At 73.8% G+C, this 19922-nt stretch carries 21 protein-coding genes; 11 read left to right on the forward strand and 10 right to left on the reverse strand.

All coding sequences use genetic code 11. The features are described from left to right. Positions 1-14 precede the first annotated feature (14 nt). Both ACGFZK_RS25940 and thpR read left to right on the forward strand, forming a co-directional pair. Positions 15-1382: an MFS transporter gene (locus tag ACGFZK_RS25940; protein ID WP_393851257.1), complete on the forward strand. Its 1368-nt coding sequence runs from the start codon at positions 15-17 to the stop codon at positions 1380-1382. 143 nt (positions 1383-1525) lie between these two features. Continuing rightward, the gene (gene thpR / locus ACGFZK_RS25945) at positions 1526-2080 is read left to right on the forward strand and encodes an RNA 2',3'-cyclic phosphodiesterase (protein ID WP_393851258.1); all 555 of its coding nucleotides are present in this window, start codon (positions 1526-1528) and stop codon (positions 2078-2080) included. A gap of 157 nt (positions 2081-2237) precedes the next feature. Here the strand turns inward: thpR and ACGFZK_RS25950 are convergent, their stop codons facing one another. Beyond that, positions 2238-3227, reverse strand: coding sequence for an aldo/keto reductase (locus tag ACGFZK_RS25950; protein ID WP_393851259.1), 990 nt, complete (start codon positions 3225-3227; stop codon positions 2238-2240). A gap of 59 nt (positions 3228-3286) precedes the next feature. After that, a complete protein-coding gene (locus ACGFZK_RS25955; RefSeq protein WP_393851260.1) occupies positions 3287-3979 on the reverse strand; it encodes a GDSL-type esterase/lipase family protein in 693 nt (230 codons plus the stop codon). Positions 3980-4055: 76 nt separating this feature from the next. On the opposite strand from ACGFZK_RS25955, the gene ACGFZK_RS25960 reads away from it, so the two are divergent. Next, a complete protein-coding gene (locus ACGFZK_RS25960) occupies positions 4056-5063 on the forward strand; it encodes a WD40 repeat domain-containing protein (RefSeq protein WP_393851261.1) in 1008 nt (335 codons plus the stop codon). 95 nt (positions 5064-5158) lie between these two features. On the opposite strand, the gene ACGFZK_RS25965 is transcribed toward ACGFZK_RS25960, so the two are convergent. The 3 genes from ACGFZK_RS25965 to ACGFZK_RS25975 form a co-directional block, all read right to left on the reverse strand. Continuing rightward, complete coding sequence (locus tag ACGFZK_RS25965; protein ID WP_393851262.1) at positions 5159-6607, reverse strand: SPFH domain-containing protein; 1449 nt, start codon at positions 6605-6607, stop codon at positions 5159-5161. Positions 6608-6734: 127 nt separating this feature from the next. After that, on the reverse strand, positions 6735-6959 hold the full coding sequence (locus ACGFZK_RS25970; protein ID WP_393851263.1) for a hypothetical protein: 225 nt from the start codon (positions 6957-6959) through the stop codon (positions 6735-6737). Positions 6960-7008: 49 nt separating this feature from the next. Continuing rightward, complete coding sequence (locus tag ACGFZK_RS25975; RefSeq protein WP_393851264.1) at positions 7009-7932, reverse strand: DUF3027 domain-containing protein; 924 nt, start codon at positions 7930-7932, stop codon at positions 7009-7011. 327 nt (positions 7933-8259) lie between these two features. Between ACGFZK_RS25975 and ACGFZK_RS25980 the strand changes: the two genes are divergently transcribed. The 4 genes from ACGFZK_RS25980 to ACGFZK_RS25995 all read left to right on the forward strand — a co-directional run bounded on the left by ACGFZK_RS25980 (position 8260) and on the right by ACGFZK_RS25995 (position 11888). Further along, positions 8260-9615 carry an MFS transporter gene (locus tag ACGFZK_RS25980; RefSeq protein WP_393851265.1) on the forward strand — a complete coding sequence of 452 codons (1356 nt, stop codon included), beginning with the start codon at positions 8260-8262 and terminating at the stop codon, positions 9613-9615. Between the two features lie 198 nt (positions 9616-9813). After that, positions 9814-10305 (forward strand): DUF2771 domain-containing protein, encoded by a 492-nt coding sequence (locus ACGFZK_RS25985; protein WP_393851266.1) that lies wholly within the window; start codon positions 9814-9816, stop codon positions 10303-10305. Between the two features lie 13 nt (positions 10306-10318). After that, positions 10319-11044, forward strand: a complete 726-nt coding sequence (locus tag ACGFZK_RS25990) for a futalosine hydrolase (RefSeq protein WP_393851267.1) — start codon at positions 10319-10321, stop codon at positions 11042-11044. After that, the gene (locus ACGFZK_RS25995; RefSeq protein WP_393851268.1) at positions 11031-11888 is read left to right on the forward strand and encodes a 1,4-dihydroxy-6-naphthoate synthase; all 858 of its coding nucleotides are present in this window, start codon (positions 11031-11033) and stop codon (positions 11886-11888) included. Before ACGFZK_RS25990 ends, ACGFZK_RS25995 begins: the two co-directional genes overlap by 14 nt. Positions 11889-11961: 73 nt before the next feature. Here ACGFZK_RS25995 and ACGFZK_RS26000 read toward each other — a convergent pair whose 3' ends face one another. Beyond that, a complete protein-coding gene (locus ACGFZK_RS26000) occupies positions 11962-12345 on the reverse strand; it encodes a cold-shock protein (protein WP_108149430.1) in 384 nt (127 codons plus the stop codon). A 177-nt stretch (positions 12346-12522) separates the two neighbouring features. Here ACGFZK_RS26000 and ACGFZK_RS26005 point away from each other — a divergent pair, with 177 nt between their 5' ends. Beyond that, a complete protein-coding gene (locus ACGFZK_RS26005) occupies positions 12523-12774 on the forward strand; it encodes a hypothetical protein (protein WP_393851269.1) in 252 nt (83 codons plus the stop codon). Between the two features lie 39 nt (positions 12775-12813). Here the strand turns inward: ACGFZK_RS26005 and ACGFZK_RS26010 are convergent, their stop codons facing one another. Next, positions 12814-13431: an HAD family hydrolase gene (locus ACGFZK_RS26010; RefSeq protein ID WP_393851270.1), complete on the reverse strand. Its 618-nt coding sequence runs from the start codon at positions 13429-13431 to the stop codon at positions 12814-12816. A gap of 142 nt (positions 13432-13573) precedes the next feature. Beyond that, complete coding sequence (locus tag ACGFZK_RS26015; RefSeq protein WP_393851271.1) at positions 13574-14584, reverse strand: hypothetical protein; 1011 nt, start codon at positions 14582-14584, stop codon at positions 13574-13576. Between the two features lie 86 nt (positions 14585-14670). On the opposite strand from ACGFZK_RS26015, the gene ACGFZK_RS26020 reads away from it, so the two are divergent. Continuing rightward, on the forward strand, positions 14671-17154 hold the full coding sequence (locus ACGFZK_RS26020) for a helicase-associated domain-containing protein (RefSeq protein ID WP_393851272.1): 2484 nt from the start codon (positions 14671-14673) through the stop codon (positions 17152-17154). Positions 17155-17279: 125 nt separating this feature from the next. After that, a complete protein-coding gene (locus ACGFZK_RS26025; protein WP_393851273.1) occupies positions 17280-17873 on the forward strand; it encodes a DUF4291 domain-containing protein in 594 nt (197 codons plus the stop codon). A gap of 45 nt (positions 17874-17918) precedes the next feature. Here ACGFZK_RS26025 and ACGFZK_RS26030 read toward each other — a convergent pair whose 3' ends face one another. After that, complete coding sequence (locus ACGFZK_RS26030; protein WP_393851274.1) at positions 17919-18461, reverse strand: DoxX family protein; 543 nt, start codon at positions 18459-18461, stop codon at positions 17919-17921. A 103-nt stretch (positions 18462-18564) separates the two neighbouring features. Further along, positions 18565-19131, reverse strand: coding sequence for a peroxiredoxin-like family protein (locus tag ACGFZK_RS26035; protein ID WP_393851275.1), 567 nt, complete (start codon positions 19129-19131; stop codon positions 18565-18567). A 69-nt stretch (positions 19132-19200) separates the two neighbouring features. Between ACGFZK_RS26035 and ACGFZK_RS26040 the strand changes: the two genes are divergently transcribed. After that, complete coding sequence (locus ACGFZK_RS26040) at positions 19201-19818, forward strand: TetR/AcrR family transcriptional regulator (RefSeq protein WP_393851276.1); 618 nt, start codon at positions 19201-19203, stop codon at positions 19816-19818. Positions 19819-19922: the final 104 nt, after the last annotated feature.

The raw sequence follows: 19922 nt of genomic DNA on the forward strand, positions 1-19922 counted from the left end.
GGAGGCGAACGCTTTTGAGTACGGGAACCGGAGCAGACTCCGCACCCGGCCACATATCCACCCCCACTACCGCCGCGACCGCCCAGGCCGTCGCAGCACCCGCGGGCAAGGGCTCCATGTTCAGCTCGCTGAAGATCCGGAACTACCGGCTCTTCGCCACCGGCCAGGTCGTCTCCAACACGGGCACCTGGATGCAGCGCATCGCCCAGGACTGGCTGGTCCTCTCGCTGACCGGTTCCGCCTCCGCCGTCGGCATCACCATCGCCCTGCAATTCCTGCCGATGCTGATGTTCGGCCTCTACGGCGGCGTACTCGCCGACCGGCTGCCCAAGCGGCCGCTGCTCCTCGCCACCCAGAGCGCGATGGGCCTGACCGGCATCGCCCTCGCCGCCCTCACCCTGGCGGGACACGTCCAGGTCTGGCACGTCTACCTCGCCGCCTTCGCGATCGGCCTGGTCACCGTCGTCGACAACCCGGCCCGCCAGACCTTCGTCCCCGAGATGGTCGGCAAGGACCAGGTCGCGAACGCCGTCAGCCTGAACTCCGCCAACTTCCAGTCCGCGCGGCTGGTCGGCCCGGCGATCGCCGGTGTGCTGATCACCGCCGTCGGCTCCGGCTGGGCCTTCCTGCTCAACGGGCTGTCCTTCGCCGCGCCCCTCGCCGGCCTGCTGATGATGCGGACGCACGAACTGCACCCGTCCCCGCCCCGGCCCCGCGCCAAGGGCCAGCTGCGCGAAGGCCTGCGGTACGTCGCCGGCCGCCCCGAGCTGATCTGGCCGATCGTCCTCGTCGGCTTCATCGGCACCTTCGGCTTCAACTTCCCGATCTGGCTGTCGGCCTACGTGAGCGACGTCTTCCACGGGGACGCGGGCACCTACGGGCTCTTCAACACCCTGATCGCGGCCGGCTCCCTGGCGGGCGCCCTGCTCGCCGCCCGGCGCGGACAGTCCCGCCTGCGGGTGCTGGTGGCCGCCGCCGTGCTGTTCTCGGTCCTGCTCCTGGTGACCGCCTTCGCACCCGGCTTCTGGCTGTTCGCCGCCCTGCTCGTCCCCATCGGGATCTTCGGCCTGACGGTCAACGTCACCGCCAACTCCAGCGTGCAGATGGCGACCGACCCCGAGATGCGCGGCCGGGTCATGGCCCTGTTCATGATGGTGTTCACCGGCGGCACCCCGCTGGGCGCCCCGCTGCTGGGCTGGATCACGGACACCTACGGCGCGCGGATCGGCATGGCCGCGGGCGCAGTGATCTCCCTGGCCGCCTCCGTTGCGATCGCCGTGGTCCTGGCCCGGGTGGGCAACCTCCGGCTGTGCGTGAACCGCCACGGCGTGACCTTCGTCCCCGCCGTTCCGCGCCGCCGCGAACTGGTGACGGTGGCCTGACCCTGCGGCCCGGCTTCCCGGGGCGCTGCCCCCGGACCCCGCGCCTCGAACGCCGGCCCAATCCAGCCCCGCCGGCGTTTGAGGCGCGGGGGTTCGGGGGCAGCGCCCCCGACAACGGAGCCCCGCACGGCTACGCTCGCCGCATGAGACTGTTCGCAGCCGTCCTCCCGCCCGAAGCGGCCCTGGCCGAGCTGACCCGGGCCGTCGACGAGGTGCACGACGACCGGCTGACGTGGACCGCGCGGGCGGGCTGGCACTTCACCCTCGCCTTCATGGGCGAGGTACGGGACGAGGTGCTCCCCGAGCTGCACACCCGCCTGGAGCGGGCCGCCCACCGCACGGCCCCCTTCGCCCTGCGCCTGCACGGCAGCGGCCACTTCGGGGAGCGCGCCCTGTGGGCCGGGGCCGCCGGGGAGCTGCCCGCCCTGCGGATGCTCGCCGAACGCGCCGACGCCGCCGCCCGGCGGGCCGGCGTGCCGATGGACCAGCACCGCCGGTACACCCCGCACCTCACCCTGGCCCGCAGCCACAGCGCCACCACGCCGCTGCGCCCGTACCTGGAGGCCCTCGCGGACTTCGAGGGCACGCCCTGGCGGGTCGACACCCTCAGCCTGGTCCGCAGCAACCTCCCCGTCAGCGGGGTGCGCGGCGAACAACCCCGCTACGAGACGGTCGGGGCCTGGCCGCTCGGCGGCTGAGCCGGCGGCAGAGCCCCTGCGTCCATGCTGCAGGGGCTGCCGCGTTAGGCTCGACGGGTGGATCCCAAGACCAGAAACCGTGTGATGGCCGGTGTGCTCGTACTGATGTTCCTCGTCGTGGCCGTGGCGGCTGCCGTCGGCCAGTAGCCCCCGCCGCCTACCAGGCGAAGGCCTCCGGCGACGCCCCGGGACCGGGGAAGATCTCGTCCAGGCCCGCCAGGACCTCCTCCGAGAGCTCCAGCTCCACCGCGCGCAGCGCCGAGTCGAGCTGCTCCTGCGTGCGCGGCCCGACGATCGGCCCGGTGACCCCGGGACGCGTCAGCAGCCAGGCCAGCCCGACCTCGCCCGGTTCCAGGCCGTGCTTGTCCAGCAGGTCCTCGTACGCCTGCACCTGCGCCCGTACGGTGGTGCTCGCGAGCGCGTCCGCCGACCGGCCGGAGGCGCGGCGGCCGCCCTCGACCTCCTTCTTGAGGACCCCGCCCAGCAGGCCCCCGTGGAGCGGGGACCACGGGATGACGCCGAGCCCGTACGCCTCGGCGGCCGGGATGACCTCCATCTCGGCGCGGCGCTCGGCCAGGTTGTAGAGGCACTGCTCGCTGACCAGGCCGAGCCGGCCGTGGCGGGCCGCGGCCTCGTTGGCCTGGGCGATCTTCCAGCCGGGGAAGTTGGAGGAGCCCGCGTAGAGGATCTTGCCCTGCTGGACCAGGACCTCGACGGCCTGCCAGATCTCCTCGAAGGGGGTCAGCCGGTCCACGTGGTGGAACTGGTAGACGTCGATGTAGTCGGTCTGGAGCCGCTTGAGGCTGGCGTCGACGGCCCGCCGGATGTTCAGCGCCGACAGGCGGTCGTAGTTGGGCCACGTGTCGCCCTCGCGGGACATCGAACCGTAGACCTTGGTGGCGAGGACCGTCTTCTCCCGGCGGTCACCGCCCTGGGCGAACCAGGTGCCGATGATCTCCTCGGTGCGGCCCTTGTTCTCGCCCCACCCGTACACGTTGGCTGTGTCGAAGTAGTTGATGCCCGCGTCGAGGGCGGAGTCCATGATCGAGTGACTTTCGGGTTCCCCGGTCTGGGGGCCGAAGTTCATGGTGCCGAGTACAAGTCGGCTGACCTTGAGGCCGGTGCGTCCGAGCTGCGTGTACTTCATGGGGCACTAGCCAACTGCTTCGAGTGCGCTCGAAGCAAGACCCCTTCATGACGGGCGTGTTACAGCCCCCGCGCGGGCCGGTAGGGGCCGCCGATCCCCCACGCCTGGTGCAGGACGGCCGCGAACTCCCCCGCCAGCCGGTGCTCGCCGGAGGCGTTCGGGTGGGTGCCGTCGTAGGTGTCGCGGTGGATGTCGTACGCCTCCGGGCGCGCGGCCAGCAGGATGGGCGAGGCGTCGGTCGTCAGGTCGGCGACCGCCTTCGCGAGCAGCTCGTTGAAGCGGGCGACCTCGGCCGCGAAGGGCGCGTCCTCCTCGGCCCGGCTGTTCGGGATGACCGGCAGCAGGACCATGCGGACGGCAGGGCGGGCGGCGCGGGCCCCGGCGACGAACCGGCGGGCGTTGGCGGCGGTCTGCTCGGCGTCGGTGTAGAAGCCGAGGTCGATCAGCCCGAGGGAGACCAGCAGCACGTCGGCGCCGGTGTCGGCGACCGCGGGTCCGATGAGGGGGGCCATGTGCTGCCAGCCCTCGCCCCAGCCGGCCAGATGGCGGCGGGCGGGCTCGGGAAAGTCCGGGTCGGCGTACGCGTGGCTGGTGGCCGTGTCGGCGGCGGTGTCGTACAACTCGCAGCGCGGACCGACGATCCGGTGGGGGCCGCCGAAGGTCGAGCCGAGGTGCTGCCACATCCGGTAGCGCCAGGTGTAGTCGCCGGCGCGTCCGATGGTCATGGAGTCGCCGACGAACATGAAACGCATCCGGTCATCATCGCGGATCGCGCGACAGAAACCCCTGTGACGCCGGACACGCCGAACGTACTGGCAGGCTGGGGGAATGCGCCTGCCCCTCCCGTCCGCCGCCGTGTCCGCCGCCGTCGCCGTGTCGGCCGCCGTCGCCGCCGCCCTCGCCGTGCTGCCGGGCCCGGCCCTGGCGGCGGAGACCCCCGCCGCGTCCTCCTTCACCATCTCCGATCCGCGGATCAAGGAGTCGAGCGGCCTGGCCGCCAGCCGGATCCACCCCGGCGTGTACTGGACGCACAACGACAGCGACGACGGCCCGTACATCTACGCCGTGGACGCGGCCACGGGCCGGACGGTGGCCCGCGTGACGCTGACGGGCATCGGCACGCCGCGCGACGTCGAGGCGATCTCGCTGGGCCCGGACGGGCAGCTCTACGTCGGGGACATCGGCGACAACCGCAACGGCACCTGGGAACACGTGTGGATCTACCGATTCCCGGAGCCGAAGCAACTGGGTGATGTCACGGTCAAGGCCACCCAGTTCACGGTGAAGTACGCGGACGGGGCGCGCAACGCTGAGGCGCTGATGGTGCATCCGGTGACGGGACGCGTCTACATCGCGAGCAAGGACGAGAACAAGGGCGGCCTGTACGAGGGCCCCGCGGAGCTGTCGGCGGGCGGCACGAACGTGTTCCGGCGGGTGGCCGACGTGCCGTGGGTGACGGACGGGGCGTTCTCCCCGGACGGCACGCGGCTGACGCTGCGCGGCTACTTCACGGCCCGTACGTACCCGTGGAAGGACGGCCTTCCGGTGGGCGAGGGCGAGCGGGTGGACGCGCCCTGGCAGGGCCAGGCGGAGTCGGTGACGTACACGGCGGACGGCTCCACGCTGATGTTCGGCGCGGAGGGCGAGGGCAGCCGGGTCATCGCGATCCCGGTCGCCCCCGCCGCCTCTGCCTCGCCGCAGCCCGGCGCCCCTCCGGAGGCCTCCCTCTCGCCGAAGCCGACGGGCACCTTCGGCAAGGGAGCCCTCGTCCTGGCGGGAGGCCTGGTGCTGGTCTTCGGGACGAAGCGGGTGCTCCGCCGCCGTTCGCGGGACTGACCCCTCGCCTTGCCTGCCGCCGGGCCCAACCCAGCCCCGCCGGCGTGTGAGGCGCCTCTTTCAGCCCCGCCGGCGTGTGAGGCGCGGGGGTCCGGTTACTCCTCGCGGATCGGGATGTGGCCGTTCACCGGCGGGGACGGCGGCGCCGGGGGCTGGCCCATCGAGGCCAGGAGCTGGCGGGCCACGCCCAGACCGGTGCCGCCCATCGTGAGGGCCTTGGCGAACATCTCCGACATGCCCTCGGCCCCGTTCAGCAGGACCATGTGCTCCACGTTCCCGAAGGCCCCCGCGCCCGCCTCCACGATCGCCGGCCAGTTCTCGGCCAGCTGCTGGGCGACCACCGCCTCCTGGTTCTCCGCCAGCGCGGCGGCCCGCGCCTTGATGGCCTCCGCCTCGGCGAGACCGCGGGCCTTCGCCGACTCCGCCTCCGCGAGGCCCCGCGCCTGCGTGGCCGCGGCCTCCGCCTCGCCCGTCGCCCGCGTGGCCTTCGCGGACGCGACACCCCGCGCCTCCACGGCCTGCGCGTCGGCGGTCGCCGCCGTCGTCACCCGCGTCGCCTCGGCGGCCGCCGCGAGCTCCGTCTCCCGCGCCTTCGCCTGCGCCGCCGAGATCCGGGCGTCGCGCTCGGCCTCCGCCCGGGTGCGGGTCTCGTACGCCGCCGCATCCGCGGGCTTGCGTACGTCCGCCTGCAGCTGCTGCTCGCGCCGGTGGGCCTCCAGCTCCGCGACCCGGGTCTCCTGGACGACGACCTCCTGGCGGGCGGCCGCCTCCGACAGCGGGCCCGCCTGACGGGCCGTCGCCGCTGCCTTGTCCCGCTCGGCCTGGTAGCCGGCCTGCAGGATCTCGCTGTCCCGGGTCGCCTCGGCCATCCGGGCGAAGGCGGCCTGTTCGGCCTCCGTGGCCAGCCGGTTCGCCTCGGCCTGCGCGATGCGCGCGTCCCGCTGCACGGCCGCCGCGTGCGGCATCGCCAGGTTCTTGATGTAGCCGGTCGGGTCCTCGATCTCGTGGATCTGCAGCGAGTCGACGATCAGGCCGAGCTTCTCCATCTCGGTACCGCAGGCCATCCGGGTCTGCCCCGTCAGCTTCTCCCGGTCACGGATCATGTCCTCGACGGTCAACCCGCCGACGATGGACCGCAGATGACCCGCGAAGACGATGTGCACGCGCTCGGGCATCATCTTCTGCTGGTCCAGGAAGCGGCGGGCCGCGTTGGCGATCGACACGAGGTCGTCGCCGACCTTGAAGATGACGACGCCCTTCACCCGCAGCGGGATGCCCTGGTGGGTGACGCAGTCCACCGACAGCTGCGTCTCGTTGAGGTCCAGGGACAGCTTCCGTACGGCTTGCACACCCGGAAGCACGAGCGTCCCCCGCCCGGTGACGATCCGGAACCCCATGCCCTGACCGAGGCCCTCGGTCTTGTGCGTGGAACCGGAGATGACGAGTGCCTCGTTCGGTTCGGCCACCCGCCACATGAGCTTGAACAGGCCGATCAGAGCCACGATTGCGGCGGATGCGATTCCCGCCACGACGCCGATAGCCATCGGCAACGCCCCCTTAGCGCGGTGCCGTTCGGCACCGACGAGGGCGAGTCTGCGCCCGCCGCGGCCCGGCCGGAAGATGCGGGCCGCGTCTTGTCGCCATCCTGATACGTACAGGTGGGACGGGGCGTCAGTTGTCGTAGGCGGCCATCACGTACACCGTGCGCGGCGGCAGGTACTCGAGCACCGTCACCACCGTCCCGACGGCCAGGCGGCCGGTCCCCGCGACCGGGTGGGCGAGGAAGTGCTCCGCCCCGCCCCGGATCCGTACGATGACCTCGCCCACCAGCCCGGGTCCGACCGTCCCGGTCACCCGGCCGGTCAGTCCCACCATGTCCGCGTCCGTGTCCCCCATGGGGCGAGGGTACGCCGCACGGCGCCGGAGGCAGGGCCGAACGGGCGGTCTACGAGTGGCCGAGGTCGGCGGCCGGGAGGTCGGCGGCCGAGACCGGGACCGAGCCCGTGCCGGGGGCCGTGCGCAGGGTGAACTCGTCCGAGGCCATCGAGTCGAGCACCGGCGGGGCCGGCCGCAGCGGCGCCGGCATGACCGCGGCCTCCGAGTGGCCGCCGCAGCCGTAGGACAGCGACACCAGGCGGCCGTCGGCCGGGCTGAACTCGTTCGCGCACACGCCGAAGGCCTGGCCGAGCGAGCCGCCGATGGCGACCAGGAAGCCGCAGGAGACGCAGGACGCGGGCGCGGCCTGCGCCATCGGGGTCTTGGCGCCGAAGGACTCGTCCCAGCGGTCGGCGGCGCTGTGCAGCCCGTACCGGGACAGCACGCGCGCCCGGCGCATGCCCAGTTCCTCGGCGACCGAGGTGATGGAGCCCCGTACGGGGACCACGGCGCGGTCGGTGACGTCGGCGTCCTCGGCCTCGACCAGTTCGGCCATTTCGGTGGAGACGACGGAGTTCGGCGGCGGGGTGTCCTCGCCCGACCAGCCCGGCTCCAGCCGCAGGTCCTCGGCGTCGGTGGGCAGCAGGTCGCCCGGGCCCATGTCGCCGGGGCGCAGCCGCTCGCTCCACGGCACCCACTCGGGGGCCAGCAGCGCGTCGTCGCCGGGCAGGAGCACCGTTTCGTCGAGGGTGACGTTCTTGGCGCGGGAGGCACGGGTGACGGTGACGGCCCAGCGCCAGCCGCGGTAGCCCGGTTCCTTGGACTCGAAGAAGTGGGTGACGACGCGGTCGCCCTCCGCCACGGCGGAGACGTGCGCGCCCACCACTCCGGGGAAGGCGGCCTCCTCGGCCGCCGCGCGGGCGAGTTCTACCGCCTCGACGCACAGGCGGTCGGGGGTACGCGGGGTACGGCTTCGCGTCGTCGCAGCACTCACTGGTCTCGTTCTCTCCTACGCCGTCTCACGTGTGCGCCGTCCGTACTGTCGTCCACAACGACCCGTCGGTGCTGTCCGTCCGTGGCGCGGGCGGAGCGGACCAGAGGGCCGCGTCGACGTCCGCACCCGATCGGACTCCGGGCGCACCTCACTGCGACCCATTCTGCGGGATCACGAAGAGGCGCGCGGCCAGGAGCAACCGCCGGTGGCGCGCTACGCACGCTACCTCCTCTTAAGCCTCGGGCACACATGCAAGGTCCGATTCGCGGACAAGCCACCGCCTCCGCGACGCGCCGAGGGGCGTCCGTGAGGGCCGGGTGGGGCACTATGTCGAGTGTGGCACCCGTACGGTCGTCCGACGACGGCTCGGGACCGGCCAGGCGGGCCGGCCGGGCTGTCGGGCGTGCGCTGCACCTTCCGGCGCGCGGGATCCGGCGGGCCACGCACGCGCACGGGGCCGGCGAATCGGGTCTCGGCAAGCTGATCGAACTGCACGCCATCAACGGCGCCGGCGACATGATGATCACGGTGGCGCTGGCCACGACGGTGTTCTTCTCCGTGCCCACGGACGAGGCGCGCGGCCGGGTGGCCCTGTACCTGGCGATCACGATGGCCCCCTTCATCCTGCTGGCCCCCGTGATCGGGCCGCTCCTGGACCGGCTGCCGCACGGCCGCCGGGCGTCGATGGCGACCGCGATGCTGGCCCGGGCGCTGCTGGCGCTGATCATGTCGGGCGCGGTGGCCACCGGCGGGATCCAGCTGTATCCCGCCGCGCTGGGCGTGCTGGTCGCGTCCAAGTCGTACGGGGTGGTGCGCAGTGCGGTGGTGCCGAGACTGCTGCCGCCGAAATTCTCACTCGTCAAGGCGAACTCGCGGGTCACCCTGGCCGGCCTGCTGGCCACGGGCGTGGCGGCGCCGGTGGGCGCGGCACTGAACGCGATCGGGCCGCAGTGGCCGCTGTACGGGGCCTGCGTCATCTTCGTGTGGGGGGCCTTCGCGGCGTTCACGCTGCCGCACCGGGTGGACGAGGCGAAGGGCGAGCGACGTGCGCGGTTGTCCACGCACGAGGCGCACTCGAAGCGGCCGGGTCTGCGGACCATCAGCCGTTCGGTGCTGTGCGGGCTGCTGGCGAACGCCTCGATGCGCGCGCTGTCCGGGTTCCTGATCTTCTTCCTGGCGTTCCTGCTGCGCGAGCATCCGCTGGCGGGGCAGAGCGCGGCGGTGTCGCTGGGGATCGTGGGCGTTTCGGCGGGCGTGGGCAACGCCTGCGGCACGGCGGTGGGCGCGTGGCTGCGGGCGCGGGCGCCGGAGGCCATCATCGCGGCGGTGCTGTGTCTGACCCTTGGCGTGGCGGTGCTGGCGGCGGTGTTCTTCAGCGGGCTGTTCATGGCCGTGCTGGGCGCGACGGCGGGCTTCTGCCAGGCGCTGGCGAAGTTGTCGCTGGACGCGATGATCCAGCGGGACGTGCCGGAGGCGGTGCGGACCTCGGCCTTCGCCCGTTCGGAGACGTTGCTCCAAGTGGCGTGGGTACTGGGCGGCGCGATCGGCATCGCCCTGCCGCTGAACGGCGTACTGGGCATGTCGGTGGCCGCGGCGATCGTCGCCCTGGGCACGACGATGGCCCTGCGCGGCGTCGCCTCCGCCCCCCGCCACCCAAGCGCCTCCCGCCCCCGTGTCGCCTGACCGCCCACCCCGCCGCACGTGTCCCACCCAGCCCCGCCGGCGTGTGAGGCGCACCCATCCAGCCCCGCCGGCGTGTGAGGCGCGGGGGTCCGGGGGCGGCGCCCCAGGCAGCGGCGCCGCGGCCGGACATGCGCCGCGCCGCAGGCCAGTGGTACCCCATGCAGCGGCGCAGCCCAGGGGCCCGATAGCCTTCGGCTCATGACCGCACCGCTTTTCTCGGGTAGGGCCCGCCGCAGCGTCGCGGCCCTCGGAGCCGTGTCCGCCGGCCTCCTCCTCCTCTCCGCCTGCGGCGAGAAGCCGACACCGCTGGCGACCGTGACGGTCGGCACCTCGTCGGTGTCCGCCGAAGCCTCCTGCCAGAACGACGGCAAGGAGCTCTCCATGGACCAGGTCCAGGAGTGCCTCACCAACCTCAAGAACCCCAAGACCGTCGAGTACGCGCGGGGTGACACGCTGCGCCTCGGCGTCGAGCCCGAGGTCGTCGAGGACGGCAAGCGCTGGTCCGCGGTCCTGGACGGGCAGCCGATCACCGAGCCCTCCTCGAACACCTACCGCAGCTTCCCCGGCGCCGACGTCTTCGCCACCGGTGGCCAGGGCGAGGCCCCCACCTCCAAGAAGCTCGCGTTCATGCAGATCGGCGAGGACGGCAAGCCGCTCGCCGTCTGGTCCTTCAACCTCAAGCTCAAGTAACCGGGCGGCACCGGTGCGCGCGCTCGTCGTGACCGCGGTGGCGGCGGAGGCAGACTCCGTCACCACCGGGCTGACCCCTCATCCGTACACTCCCGGTCCTGAGCCGCGCACCCTTCCCGGTGGTTACCTCATCAACCGCCGGGACCTTCCGGGCATCGCCTTCGACGTGCTCGTCGGGGGCGTCGGGCCGGCGGCCGCCGCCGCCGCTGCCGCCACCGCCCTGGCCCTCGCCGACTACTCTCTCGTCGTCTCCGCCGGCATCGGCGGCGGGTTCGTGCCCGCCGCCCCGCTCGGTTCCCTCGTGGTCGCCGACGCGATCGTCGCCGCCGACCTGGGCGCGGAGACCCCCGACGGCTTCCTCGACGTGAGCGAGCTCGGGTTCGGGCACAGCGTGCACCTGCCGCCCGCCGAGCTCGCCGCCCGCGCCGCCGAGGCCACCGGGGCGCTCCTCGCGCCCGTGCTGACCGTCTCCACCGTCACCGGGACCGCCGCCCGGGCCGCCGTGCTCGCCGCCCGGCATCCGATGGCGGGGGCCGAGGCCATGGAGGGGTTCGGGGTCGCGGAGGCGGCCGCCGCGCACGGGCTGCCCGTACTGGAGATCCGCGCCGTGTCCAACGCCGTGGGCCCCCGCGACCGTGCCGCCTGGCGGATCGGGGACGCGCTCACCGCGCTCACCGGCGGCTTCCGCGTGCTGGGGCCCGTATTCGCGAACTGGGGAGAACGCCATGAGCACCGGTGAACCGCTGAAGATCGCCTATTCGCCCTGCCCGAACGACACCTTCGTCTTCGACGCGTGGGCGCACGGCCGGGTCCCGGGCGCGCCCGCCCTCGACGTCACCTTCGCGGACATCGACCTCACCAACGGCATGGCCGAGCGCGGCGAGCTGGACGTGCTGAAGGTGTCGTACGCCGTGCTGCCGTGGGTGCTGGAGGAGTACGCGCTGCTGCCCTGCGGCGGTGCGCTGGGGCGCGGCTGCGGCCCGCTGGTGCTGACCCGGGAGCCGGGGCTCGACCTGGCCGGGCGGACGGTCGCCGTGCCGAGCGAGCGCTCCACCGCCTACCTGCTGTTCCGGCTGTGGGCGGCGGACGTGCTGCCGGACGGCGTCGGCAAGGTCGTCGTCCTGCCGTTCCACGAGATCATGCCGGCGGTCCGCGACGGCCGGGTGGACGCCGGACTGGTGATCCACGAGGCCCGGTTCACCTATCAGGACTACGGACTGCACTGCCTGGCCGACATGGGTGAGCACTGGGAGTCCACGACCGGCCTGCCGATCCCGCTCGGTGCGATCATCGCCAAGCGTTCGCTGGGCGGCGAGCGGCTGCGCGCGCTGGCCGAGTCGGCCCGTACGTCGGTCCGGATGGCCTGGGACGACCCGGAGGCCTCGCGCCCGTACGTCCGGGCGCACGCCCAGGAGCTGGACCCGGCCGTCGCCGACCAGCACATCGGTCTCTACGTCAACGAGTTCACAGCCGACCTCGGCGAATCCGGCTACGCGGCGGTGCGCGGGCTGCTGACCCGGGCGGCGGCCGAGGGACTGGTACCGGCCATCGCGCCCGGCTCGCTGGACTTCCCGCAGGACTGACCCCGCGCACACGGCTGCGCCCCGCCGCTCTTCCGAGTGGCGGGGCGCGGCCGTGCGCAGGGCGGCGAGGGGGTCAGACGTCGAGCTGGTCGGCGACCGCGCGCAGCAGGCCGGCGATCTTCGCGCCGTGCACCTTGTCGGGGTAGCGGCCGCGCTCCAGCATCGGGGTGATGTTCTCCAGCAGGGTCGTGAGGTCCTGCACGATCGAGGCGAGTTCGTCGGGCTTGCGCCGCTGCGCCGCCGCGACGGAGGGCGCCGGGTCCAGTACCGTCACCGAAAGTGCCTGGTCACCGCGCTGACCCGCGACGACACCGAATTCGACGCGCTGGCCGGGCTTGAGAGCGTCCACCCCGGCGGGGAGCACCGACGAGTGGACGAAGACGTCGCCGCCGTCGTCACGGGAGAGAAAGCCGAAGCCCTTCTCACTGTTGAACCACTTGACCTTGCCGGTAGGCACGTCCGTCCTCTGTCCTTGTGCTCGTCGGGGTCCGAAGGGCCGTGAACGGCTCCGGACAACAGCGCAGCGGGCCATGTGTGACCCGCCACCTCAAGGCTAATGGTCAGGGGCCGGGTGACAAGACGTTCCCCGGTCCTTCGCCGTCGGCTGCCTTCGGCCAGGAACTACCCTGGTGAGGTGACTGTTACTCCTCATTCCGACGAAGCGCGGCCCGGCGACGGACTCGTCAAGGCCGGCGGCATCGTGTTCATCGCCGGGGCCGTGGCCACGCTGGCGACCATGGCTCCGCTCTTCCTCGACATCGACCCGTTCCCGTCGTACGCGTGGGCCGTGTGCATGCTCATGGGCGTCGGCTTCGCCATCTCGGCGGCGGGCGTGCTCCGTTCGGCCGCGGCGCAGCGCAGGGCGGCCCGGGCCTCGCAGGCCTGAGGCGGGACGCCGTCCCTTCCGGATCTTGCCGGACGCCCCCTACACGGGCTGCGCGGCGACGTACTGCGCGAGCCACTGCGGCAGCGCGGTGAGGTCGGGCAGCACCACGTCCGCGCCCGCCTCGCGCAGCTCGTCCTCCGGGCACGGGCCGGTCGGCACCACCACGGACAGCGCGCCGGCCGTTCGGGCCCCGCGTACGTCGCCGACGTGGTCGCCGACGTAGACCTGCGCCCCGTACTCGCGCAGCGCACCGGCCTTGGCCTCCGCCCAGAGCCAGCCGATGACCGCGTCCGCCTCGATGCCGAGGTGCGCCAGGTGCAGGCGGGCGTTGGGCTCGTGCTTGGCCGTGACGACGATCGCGCGGCCGCCGAGCGCCTGGACGGCCTCGATCGCCTCGCGGGCGCCCGGCATCGCCGGGGTCGGCGCGATGGCGTAGGTGGGGTAGATCTCCCGGTAGCGGTCGGCCATGGCCGGGATCTCGGCCTCCGGGAACCAGTACGCGAGCTCCTCGTCCAGCGGCGGGCCCAATCGGGTGACCGCCTCGTCGGCGTCGATGAACGTTCCCGTCTCGGCCGAGAGGGCCTGGTAGGCGGCCTTGATTCCCGGACGCGAGTCGATGAGGGTCATGTCGAGGTCAAAGCCGACGGTGAGGTTCATACCTCCATTGTGCCGAGGCCGCCCGTACGGGCGGCCGACCCCGGGGCCACCAGCAGGAGAACGCCCCCTGATGATCGCCCTAGGCGAACGGAGGCGGACGCCGGTCCCCAGCCGGCCCCGCACCCTCCGCGCCCGGCCCCGGCTACCGCCGCCGCGCCCGCCACACCAGGTACACCACGGAGGCCAGCGCCGCCCCCCTCAGCAGCCACGGCCACATCCCGTGCAGCGCGCCGCTCAGTTGCTCGTCGGGCAGGGTCTCGCCCCACTTGCCCTTCGTCCGGCCCCACAGCCACACCACCGCCCCCGCGAGCACCGCGCCCGGCGGGCCGAAGACGGCCCACTTGCGCTCGGCCGGCCCCAGTGCGCGCGAGGCGTACGGCAGGAGCCATCCGACGACGAGGAGCAGCCAGTACCCGGTGACCATGCCGACGACGAGGACGGCCGCGGCCAGCAACAGGAAGGCGTTCGGCCGCGGCCGGCCGGCGGGGGCCGCGGCGGCCTCCGCCCCGGGGGCGGCCGCCGCCTCCCTCTTCGCGCGCCGCCGCTCGCGCAGGAACCGTACGAGGCTCCGCGCGCGCCCCTCGTCCTCCCCCACCGCGGCCGGCGCCGCCTTCCGCGGTTCCTCCTCCGGACCCTCGTCGAACAGGTCCGGGATCTCGATGCCGCCCGCGAAGCCCTCGACCTGCGGGCCCTTCCCGTACGCCCCCGGGCTCACCCGCCACCAGTCGGGCTCGGCCCCGCCGGAGGGGCCGAGGTCGTCCAGCCCGGCCAGGTGCGGCGGCACGTTCTCCGGCTCCGCCGGGCGCGCCGCGGGCACGTTCCGGCGGCCCAGGCGGCCCGGTTCCCGCTGGACGGGAACCGACAGCCCCGCATCGGCAGGCTCGGCGGGCGCGGACGCGTACGCGGAGGTGGCGCCGGAAGCGGGGGCGGAACCGAGCGTGTCCAGCACCTCCTCGGGCGTGCCGATCCGCTCCAGGATGCGCCGTACGGCGGCCGGGGTGTCCGGGTCGTACTTGGCGCGCCGACGGTCGATCTCGTCCCGCAGCCCCGACACCAGCCGCATCCGGTCGCCGGAGGACAGCTGCCGTCGTTGCGCCAAGTCCCCGACGCGGCTCAGATATTCGTAGACCAGATGATCGCTTTCGATCCCCACGCCCAGGCTCCTCCCTTACCCCCTGACCCGAAGGTAGCGCGTGCGCCCGTGGAGCTGCCGCGGGCGCAGCGGATACCGTTGACCGGATGGGGACCGGCCGACTGACCGGCCGACGCGACCAGGAGGCGACTGTGCCCGAGGCAAGCACTGCGGCGGGATCCGCTGACGGGAGCCCGGCGGGGAGCACCCCGCGCTCTCTCGCCGAGGCGCTGCGCGGCCGTGACGACGCGGGCCTCGCCGCCCTGTTGCGCGCCCGCCCGGACCTGCTCGGCCCGGTGCCCGGCGATGTGACCCAGCTGGCCACCCGCGCCGGGACCCGGGCCTCGGTGGTGCGCGCCCTGGACCGGCTGGACCGGTTCGCCCTGCAGACCGCCGAGGCCCTCGCGGTGGCTCCGGACCCGTGCCCGTACCCGGTGCTGGAGGGGCTGCTGACCGGCGGCGAGGACGAGCGGGCCCGCGCCGCGCTCCCCGGCGCCCTGGCCACCCTGCGCGACCAGGCCCTGGTGTGGGGCGACGAGGACCGGCTGCGGCTGGTCCGCACCGCACGCGAGCTGCTCGCCCCGTCCCCCTCCCGCCCCTCTCCCACCGGTCTCGGCCCGACCGTCGCGGAGGCCACCGCCGGGATGTCGCCGACCCGGGTGCAGGAGATCGTGGCGTCCGTCGGGCTGCCCGCCACCCACGACCCGGTGTCCGCGGTGATCGCGCTGACCGGGCTGTTCACCGACCCGGAGCGGATGTCCGCGCTGCTGGACGAGGCTCCGGCGGAGGCACATCAGGTGCTGGGGCGGCTCGTGTGGGGGCCGCCGTACGGGGAGGTGACCCCGAATCCGACGCCGCCGGTGCGCTGGCTGCGCGACCGGGGGCTGCTGCTGCCCGCGACGGCGCGGACCGTCGTACTGCCCCGCGAGGTGGCGCTGCACCTGCGCGGCGGGCTCGCGCACCGGGACACGGCGCCGGTGGCTCCGCCGGTGCCCGCGCACCGCGAGCACCGTCCACAGCTTGTGGACGCGAACGCCGCCGGGCAGGCGCTGGCCGCACTGGGCACCGTCGAGGAGCTGGTCAAATCCTGGGAGCACGCCGGTCCGCCGGTGCTGCGGGCGGGCGGCCTCTCCGTACGGGACCTGAAGCGGACCGCGGCCTTGCTGGACACGACCGAGCCGCAGACGGCCTTCTGGATCGAACTCGCCTACGCGGCCGGGCTGCTGGCCAGCGACGGCGAGGCGGACGAGCGGTACGCGCCGACCCCGGCCTTCGACGACTGGGTCGAACTGCCGCCCGCCGAGCGCTGGTCGCACCTCGCGGCGGCCTGGCTGCCGGCCACCCGCACGGCCCCGCTGGTCGGCGAGCAGGACACCAAGGGGCGCACGCTCTCCGCGCTCGGCCCCGAGCTCGACCGCTCCGCCGCGCCCGAGGTGCGCCGGCGCGTGCTGGAGCTCCTCGGCGACCTGCCCGAGGGCGGGGCGCCCGACCCGGAGACCCTGTTGGCGCGGCTCGCCTGGGAGAGACCCGTACGCGGTGCGAGCGACCTGCGGGCCCGCCTCGCCCACTGGGCGCTGGCCGAGGCGGAGGTCCTCGGCGTGACCGGCCGGGGCGCCCTGTCCGGGCCGGGCCGGGCCCTGCTGGAACACCGCGACCCGGCACCGCTGCTGGCCCCGCTGCTGCCGGAGCCGGTGGACCACGTGCTGCTCCAGGCCGACCTGACGGCGGTGGCCCCCGGCCCGCTGCGCCGCCCGCTGGGCGACACCCTTGCCGTGCTCGCGGACGTCGAGTCCAAGGGCGGGGCGACGGTGTACCGGTTCACGCCCGGCTCGGTGCGCCGGGCGCTGGACGCCGGGCACGCCGCGGCCGACCTGCACGCCTTCCTCAAGGAGCACAGCCGGACCCCGGTCCCGCAGCCGCTGGCGTACCTGATCGACGACGTGGCCCGGCGGCACGGGCACCTGCGGGTCGGCGCTGCCTCCTCGTACGTGCGCTGCGACGACGACGCGATGCTGGGCGAGATCCTGGCCGACAAGCGCTCGGCCGGGCTGGGGCTGCGGCGCCTCGCGCCGACGGTGCTGGCCGCGCAGGCCGAACCGACCGCCCTGCTGGAGGGGTTGCGGGCCATGGGGTACGCGCCGGCCGCGGAGTCCCGTACCGGTGACGTGCTGGTGGCGCGGGCCGACGCCCACCGCACCCCGGCCCGGTCGGCGCCCGTACCGGTGCCGGAGGGCCCGCCGGTGCCGGACGCGACGCTGCTGGCGGCGGCCGTACGGGCGATCCGCGCGGGCGACGCAGCGGCGACGGCGGTGCGCAAGGAGCCCGCGACGGCCTCCGCCGGGGTGCCGGGCGAACTCCCGCGCACGAGCGCGGCGGAGACCCTGGCGACGGTGCAGGCGGCCGCGCTGACCGGGTCGGCGGTGTGGATCGGCTACGTGAACGCGGAGGGCGCGGCGAGCCAGCGGGTCATCGCGCCGGTCCGGGTGGAGGGCGGCTTCGTCACCGGGTACGACCACACGGCGGACGAGGTACGGACGTACGCGCTGCACCGGATCACCGGTGTCGCGGAGCTGGCGGACGACCAGGTGTAGACGACTGGGTGTGGACGATCGGGTGGGGAGGACCGGGTGGGGAGGACCGGGTGGGGAGGACCGGGTGGGGACGATCGGGCCGAAATCCGCTGGTCACCGGGGTGACGAGCCGTCATCCTGAGCCCATGTCCGAGGACGAACCGAACCGCCGGATCCGCGCGGCGCACACCGGCACCACGATCACCGTGTACCAGGCGTACGCTCCCTCGCTGGGGTTGCCGGCCGCCCGCGACGGCCGCTTCCCGCCCGCCTGGAAGCGGGAGCGGATGACGTGGATCAAGCCGTCGTTCCTGTGGATGATGTACCGCTGCGGCTGGGGCACCAAGGCCGACCAGGAGACGGTACTGGCGGTCGAGATCAGCCGCGAGGGCTTCGACCGGGCGCTGCGCGATGCCTGCCTGTCCCACTACGAGCCGGGCGTGCACGCGGACCGGGCGGCCTGGAAGCAGGCCCTGCGCGGGGCGCCCGCCCGGGTCCAGTGGGACCCGGAGCGGGATCTGCGCCTCAACCCGCTGCCGTACCGCTCGCTCCAGCTGGGCCTGTCCGGTCCGGCCTCACGGGCGTACGCCGACGAGTGGACGGTCGCCATCCGTGATGTGACGCCGCTGGCCCGGGAGATCCGCGGCCTGCTCGGGGCCGGGGACGAGGCGGCCGCGCGGGCCCTGCTGCCCGCGGAGACCCCGTACCCTTCGGGGCCGCTGGAGCACCTGGGCGCGTAGGCCTCTGTCCGGCCGGTCGCGGGGGAAGCGGGGAAAGCGGGGGAGTCAGCCCCGGATGATCAGGACGATGAATCCCACGACGACGCCCAGCAGCAGGGCGAGCAGGGAGTAGCGGGGCCGGGACTCGCGCAGCACCGGGAGGTAGTGGTCGACGGCGAAGCGGCCCGGCCCGGTGAGGGTGAGGGCGACGACCGCGGCGAACAGCACCACTTCGAGCTCCACGCCCTTGGGCGGGAAGTACGCGCTCAGGCCCCGGAGGTCGAGGACGTTGATGAAGATGCCGGTCAGGGCCGCTCCGGCGAGCGGGGTGAGCAGGCCGAGGGCGAGACCGAGGCCGCCCAGGGTCTCGGAGAGGCCGGCGATGACGGCCATGGCGTCCCCGGCGGGGTAGCCGGCCATCGTGAAGCCCTTGCCGGTCGCGGTGAGGCCCGGGCCGCCGTACCAGCCGAAGAGCTTCATCGTGCCGTGGCCGACCATGCTGAGGCCGACGACGAGCCGGAGCAGAAGCAGGCCGGTGTCGTGGGTGATGGTGGTGGCGGGAGCCAAGGAGGGGCTGAAGAGCGTGCGGTCCCAGCTTGTCTGCGTCATGAGGGTCCGTTCCGAGATCGCCTGGCAGCGACGGCCACCGTACGACGCCCGCCCACGCCGACCCCGCCGCAACATCGGCGTCCGCCCCATGGACTTGTGCCGTCTACCCGTTCGGCCGTAGAACACCTGCCCGCTCCGCCAGGGCCAGCAGCTTGTCCACCGGCCACTGGTCGTCCGCGTGGGCCCCGTACCCGGCGGCCAGCACGCGTCCGTCCGGTGCGATCAGGAAGTCCGCGGGCAGCCCCAGGCGCCCGCCGTCCTGGACGAGCGTCGGAGGCTTCGCCCGGCCGCGGAATATGTCGAGCGTGCCGAGGGCGATCGCCCGCCAGGCGCGCGCGGCCAGCAGGGCGCGGTAGGACGACTCGACGCCGAACTCCGCGTACAGCCGCTTGCGCGGGTCCGCGATCACCGCGAAGGGCAGGCCGGCCACGTGCTCGCGCAGTTCGTCGGCGCCGGAGTGGAAGACCACGACCTCCCGGATCCCGGCGGCCGCTATCTCGTCGTGCCGCCGCACCACCGAGCGCAGGTGCAGATGGCAGATGGGACAGCCGGCGAAGCGGCGGAACTGGAGGTGGACGAGGTGCTCGGGGTCCGGGACGGAGACGGGCTCACCGTCCGCGACGGCGGTGAGGGTGCGGGTACGGACGGCGGAACCGGTATGCAGCTGCACTGAGATCTCCTCCGTAAGCGTATGTCGTACACCTACAGCGTAAGCGTATGTCGTACGCTGTCAATCACCATGCCGCGCCCCCGCTCACTCACCCCGGACCAGCTGGCCGCCGCCGCCCTCGCCGTGATCGACCGTGAGGGCCTCCCCGGCCTGTCCATGCGCGCCGTCGCCGTCGAACTCGGCATCAGCACCATGGCCCTGTACCGGTACGTCCAGGACCGCGGGGAGCTTGAGGCCCTCGTCGTCGAACTCGTCCTCGGCTCCGTCGACAGCACCCCGCCGCCGCTCACGGCCGGACCGTGGCGGGCCCGCGTCACGCTCCTCGTCGACCGGATGCGGGACACCGTCGGCGCGCACCCCGCCGTGCTGCCGCTCACCATGACCCACCGGCACCGCTCCCCCGGCGTGATGCGCTGGGGCGAGACCGTCCTCGGGGTGCTCACGGAGGCCGGACTCGGGCCCGAGGAGCGGATCATCGCCCTGCGGGCCCTGCTCGCCTACGTGATCGGCGCGATCCAGCAGGAACACCTCGGCGCCCTCTCCGGCGCGGGCACCGCCGCGATCGCCGAGCTCCCCGCGGAGGAGTACCCGTACCTGACGGAGGCCGCCCTCGGCGCGCGCTCCCTCACCCAGGACCGCGAGTTCCACGGCGGCCTCGCCCTGCTCCTGGACGGCATGGCCCGCTGACCCGCCGGGCACCCGGACCGGCACCCCGCCGGGCACCGCGCCGAAGCGCCGTGTTCCCAGCCTCCGCGCCGTACGGCACACTGGAGGTTTGACCTGAATGAAAC

It is taken from the genome of Streptomyces sp. NPDC048257, assembly GCF_043201855.1.
Classification (GTDB): Bacteria; Actinomycetota; Actinomycetes; order Streptomycetales; family Streptomycetaceae; genus Streptomyces.

Bases quoted from the DNA above. Each gene is read 5' to 3' on its own strand.
- thpR (WP_393851258.1), top strand. From the start codon at position 1,526: ATGAGACTGTTCGCAGCCGTCCTCCCGCCCGAAGCGGCCCTGGCCGAG.
- ACGFZK_RS25950 (WP_393851259.1), bottom strand. From the start codon at position 3,227: ATGAAGTACACGCAGCTCGGACGCACCGGCCTCAAGGTCAGCCGACTT.
- ACGFZK_RS25955 (WP_393851260.1), bottom strand. From the start codon at position 3,979: ATGCGTTTCATGTTCGTCGGCGACTCCATGACCATCGGACGCGCCGGC.
- ACGFZK_RS25960 (WP_393851261.1), top strand. From the start codon at position 4,056: ATGCGCCTGCCCCTCCCGTCCGCCGCCGTGTCCGCCGCCGTCGCCGTG.
- ACGFZK_RS25965 (WP_393851262.1), bottom strand. From the start codon at position 6,607: ATGGCTATCGGCGTCGTGGCGGGAATCGCATCCGCCGCAATCGTGGCT.
- ACGFZK_RS25970 (WP_393851263.1), bottom strand. From the start codon at position 6,959: ATGGGGGACACGGACGCGGACATGGTGGGACTGACCGGCCGGGTGACC.
- ACGFZK_RS25980 (WP_393851265.1), top strand. From the start codon at position 8,260: ATGTCGAGTGTGGCACCCGTACGGTCGTCCGACGACGGCTCGGGACCG.
- ACGFZK_RS25985 (WP_393851266.1), top strand. From the start codon at position 9,814: ATGACCGCACCGCTTTTCTCGGGTAGGGCCCGCCGCAGCGTCGCGGCC.
- ACGFZK_RS25995 (WP_393851268.1), top strand. From the start codon at position 11,031: ATGAGCACCGGTGAACCGCTGAAGATCGCCTATTCGCCCTGCCCGAAC.
- ACGFZK_RS26010 (WP_393851270.1), bottom strand. From the start codon at position 13,431: ATGAACCTCACCGTCGGCTTTGACCTCGACATGACCCTCATCGACTCG.
- ACGFZK_RS26020 (WP_393851272.1), top strand. From the start codon at position 14,671: ATGGGGACCGGCCGACTGACCGGCCGACGCGACCAGGAGGCGACTGTG.
- ACGFZK_RS26025 (WP_393851273.1), top strand. From the start codon at position 17,280: ATGTCCGAGGACGAACCGAACCGCCGGATCCGCGCGGCGCACACCGGC.
- ACGFZK_RS26030 (WP_393851274.1), bottom strand. From the start codon at position 18,461: ATGACGCAGACAAGCTGGGACCGCACGCTCTTCAGCCCCTCCTTGGCT.
- ACGFZK_RS26040 (WP_393851276.1), top strand. From the start codon at position 19,201: ATGCCGCGCCCCCGCTCACTCACCCCGGACCAGCTGGCCGCCGCCGCC.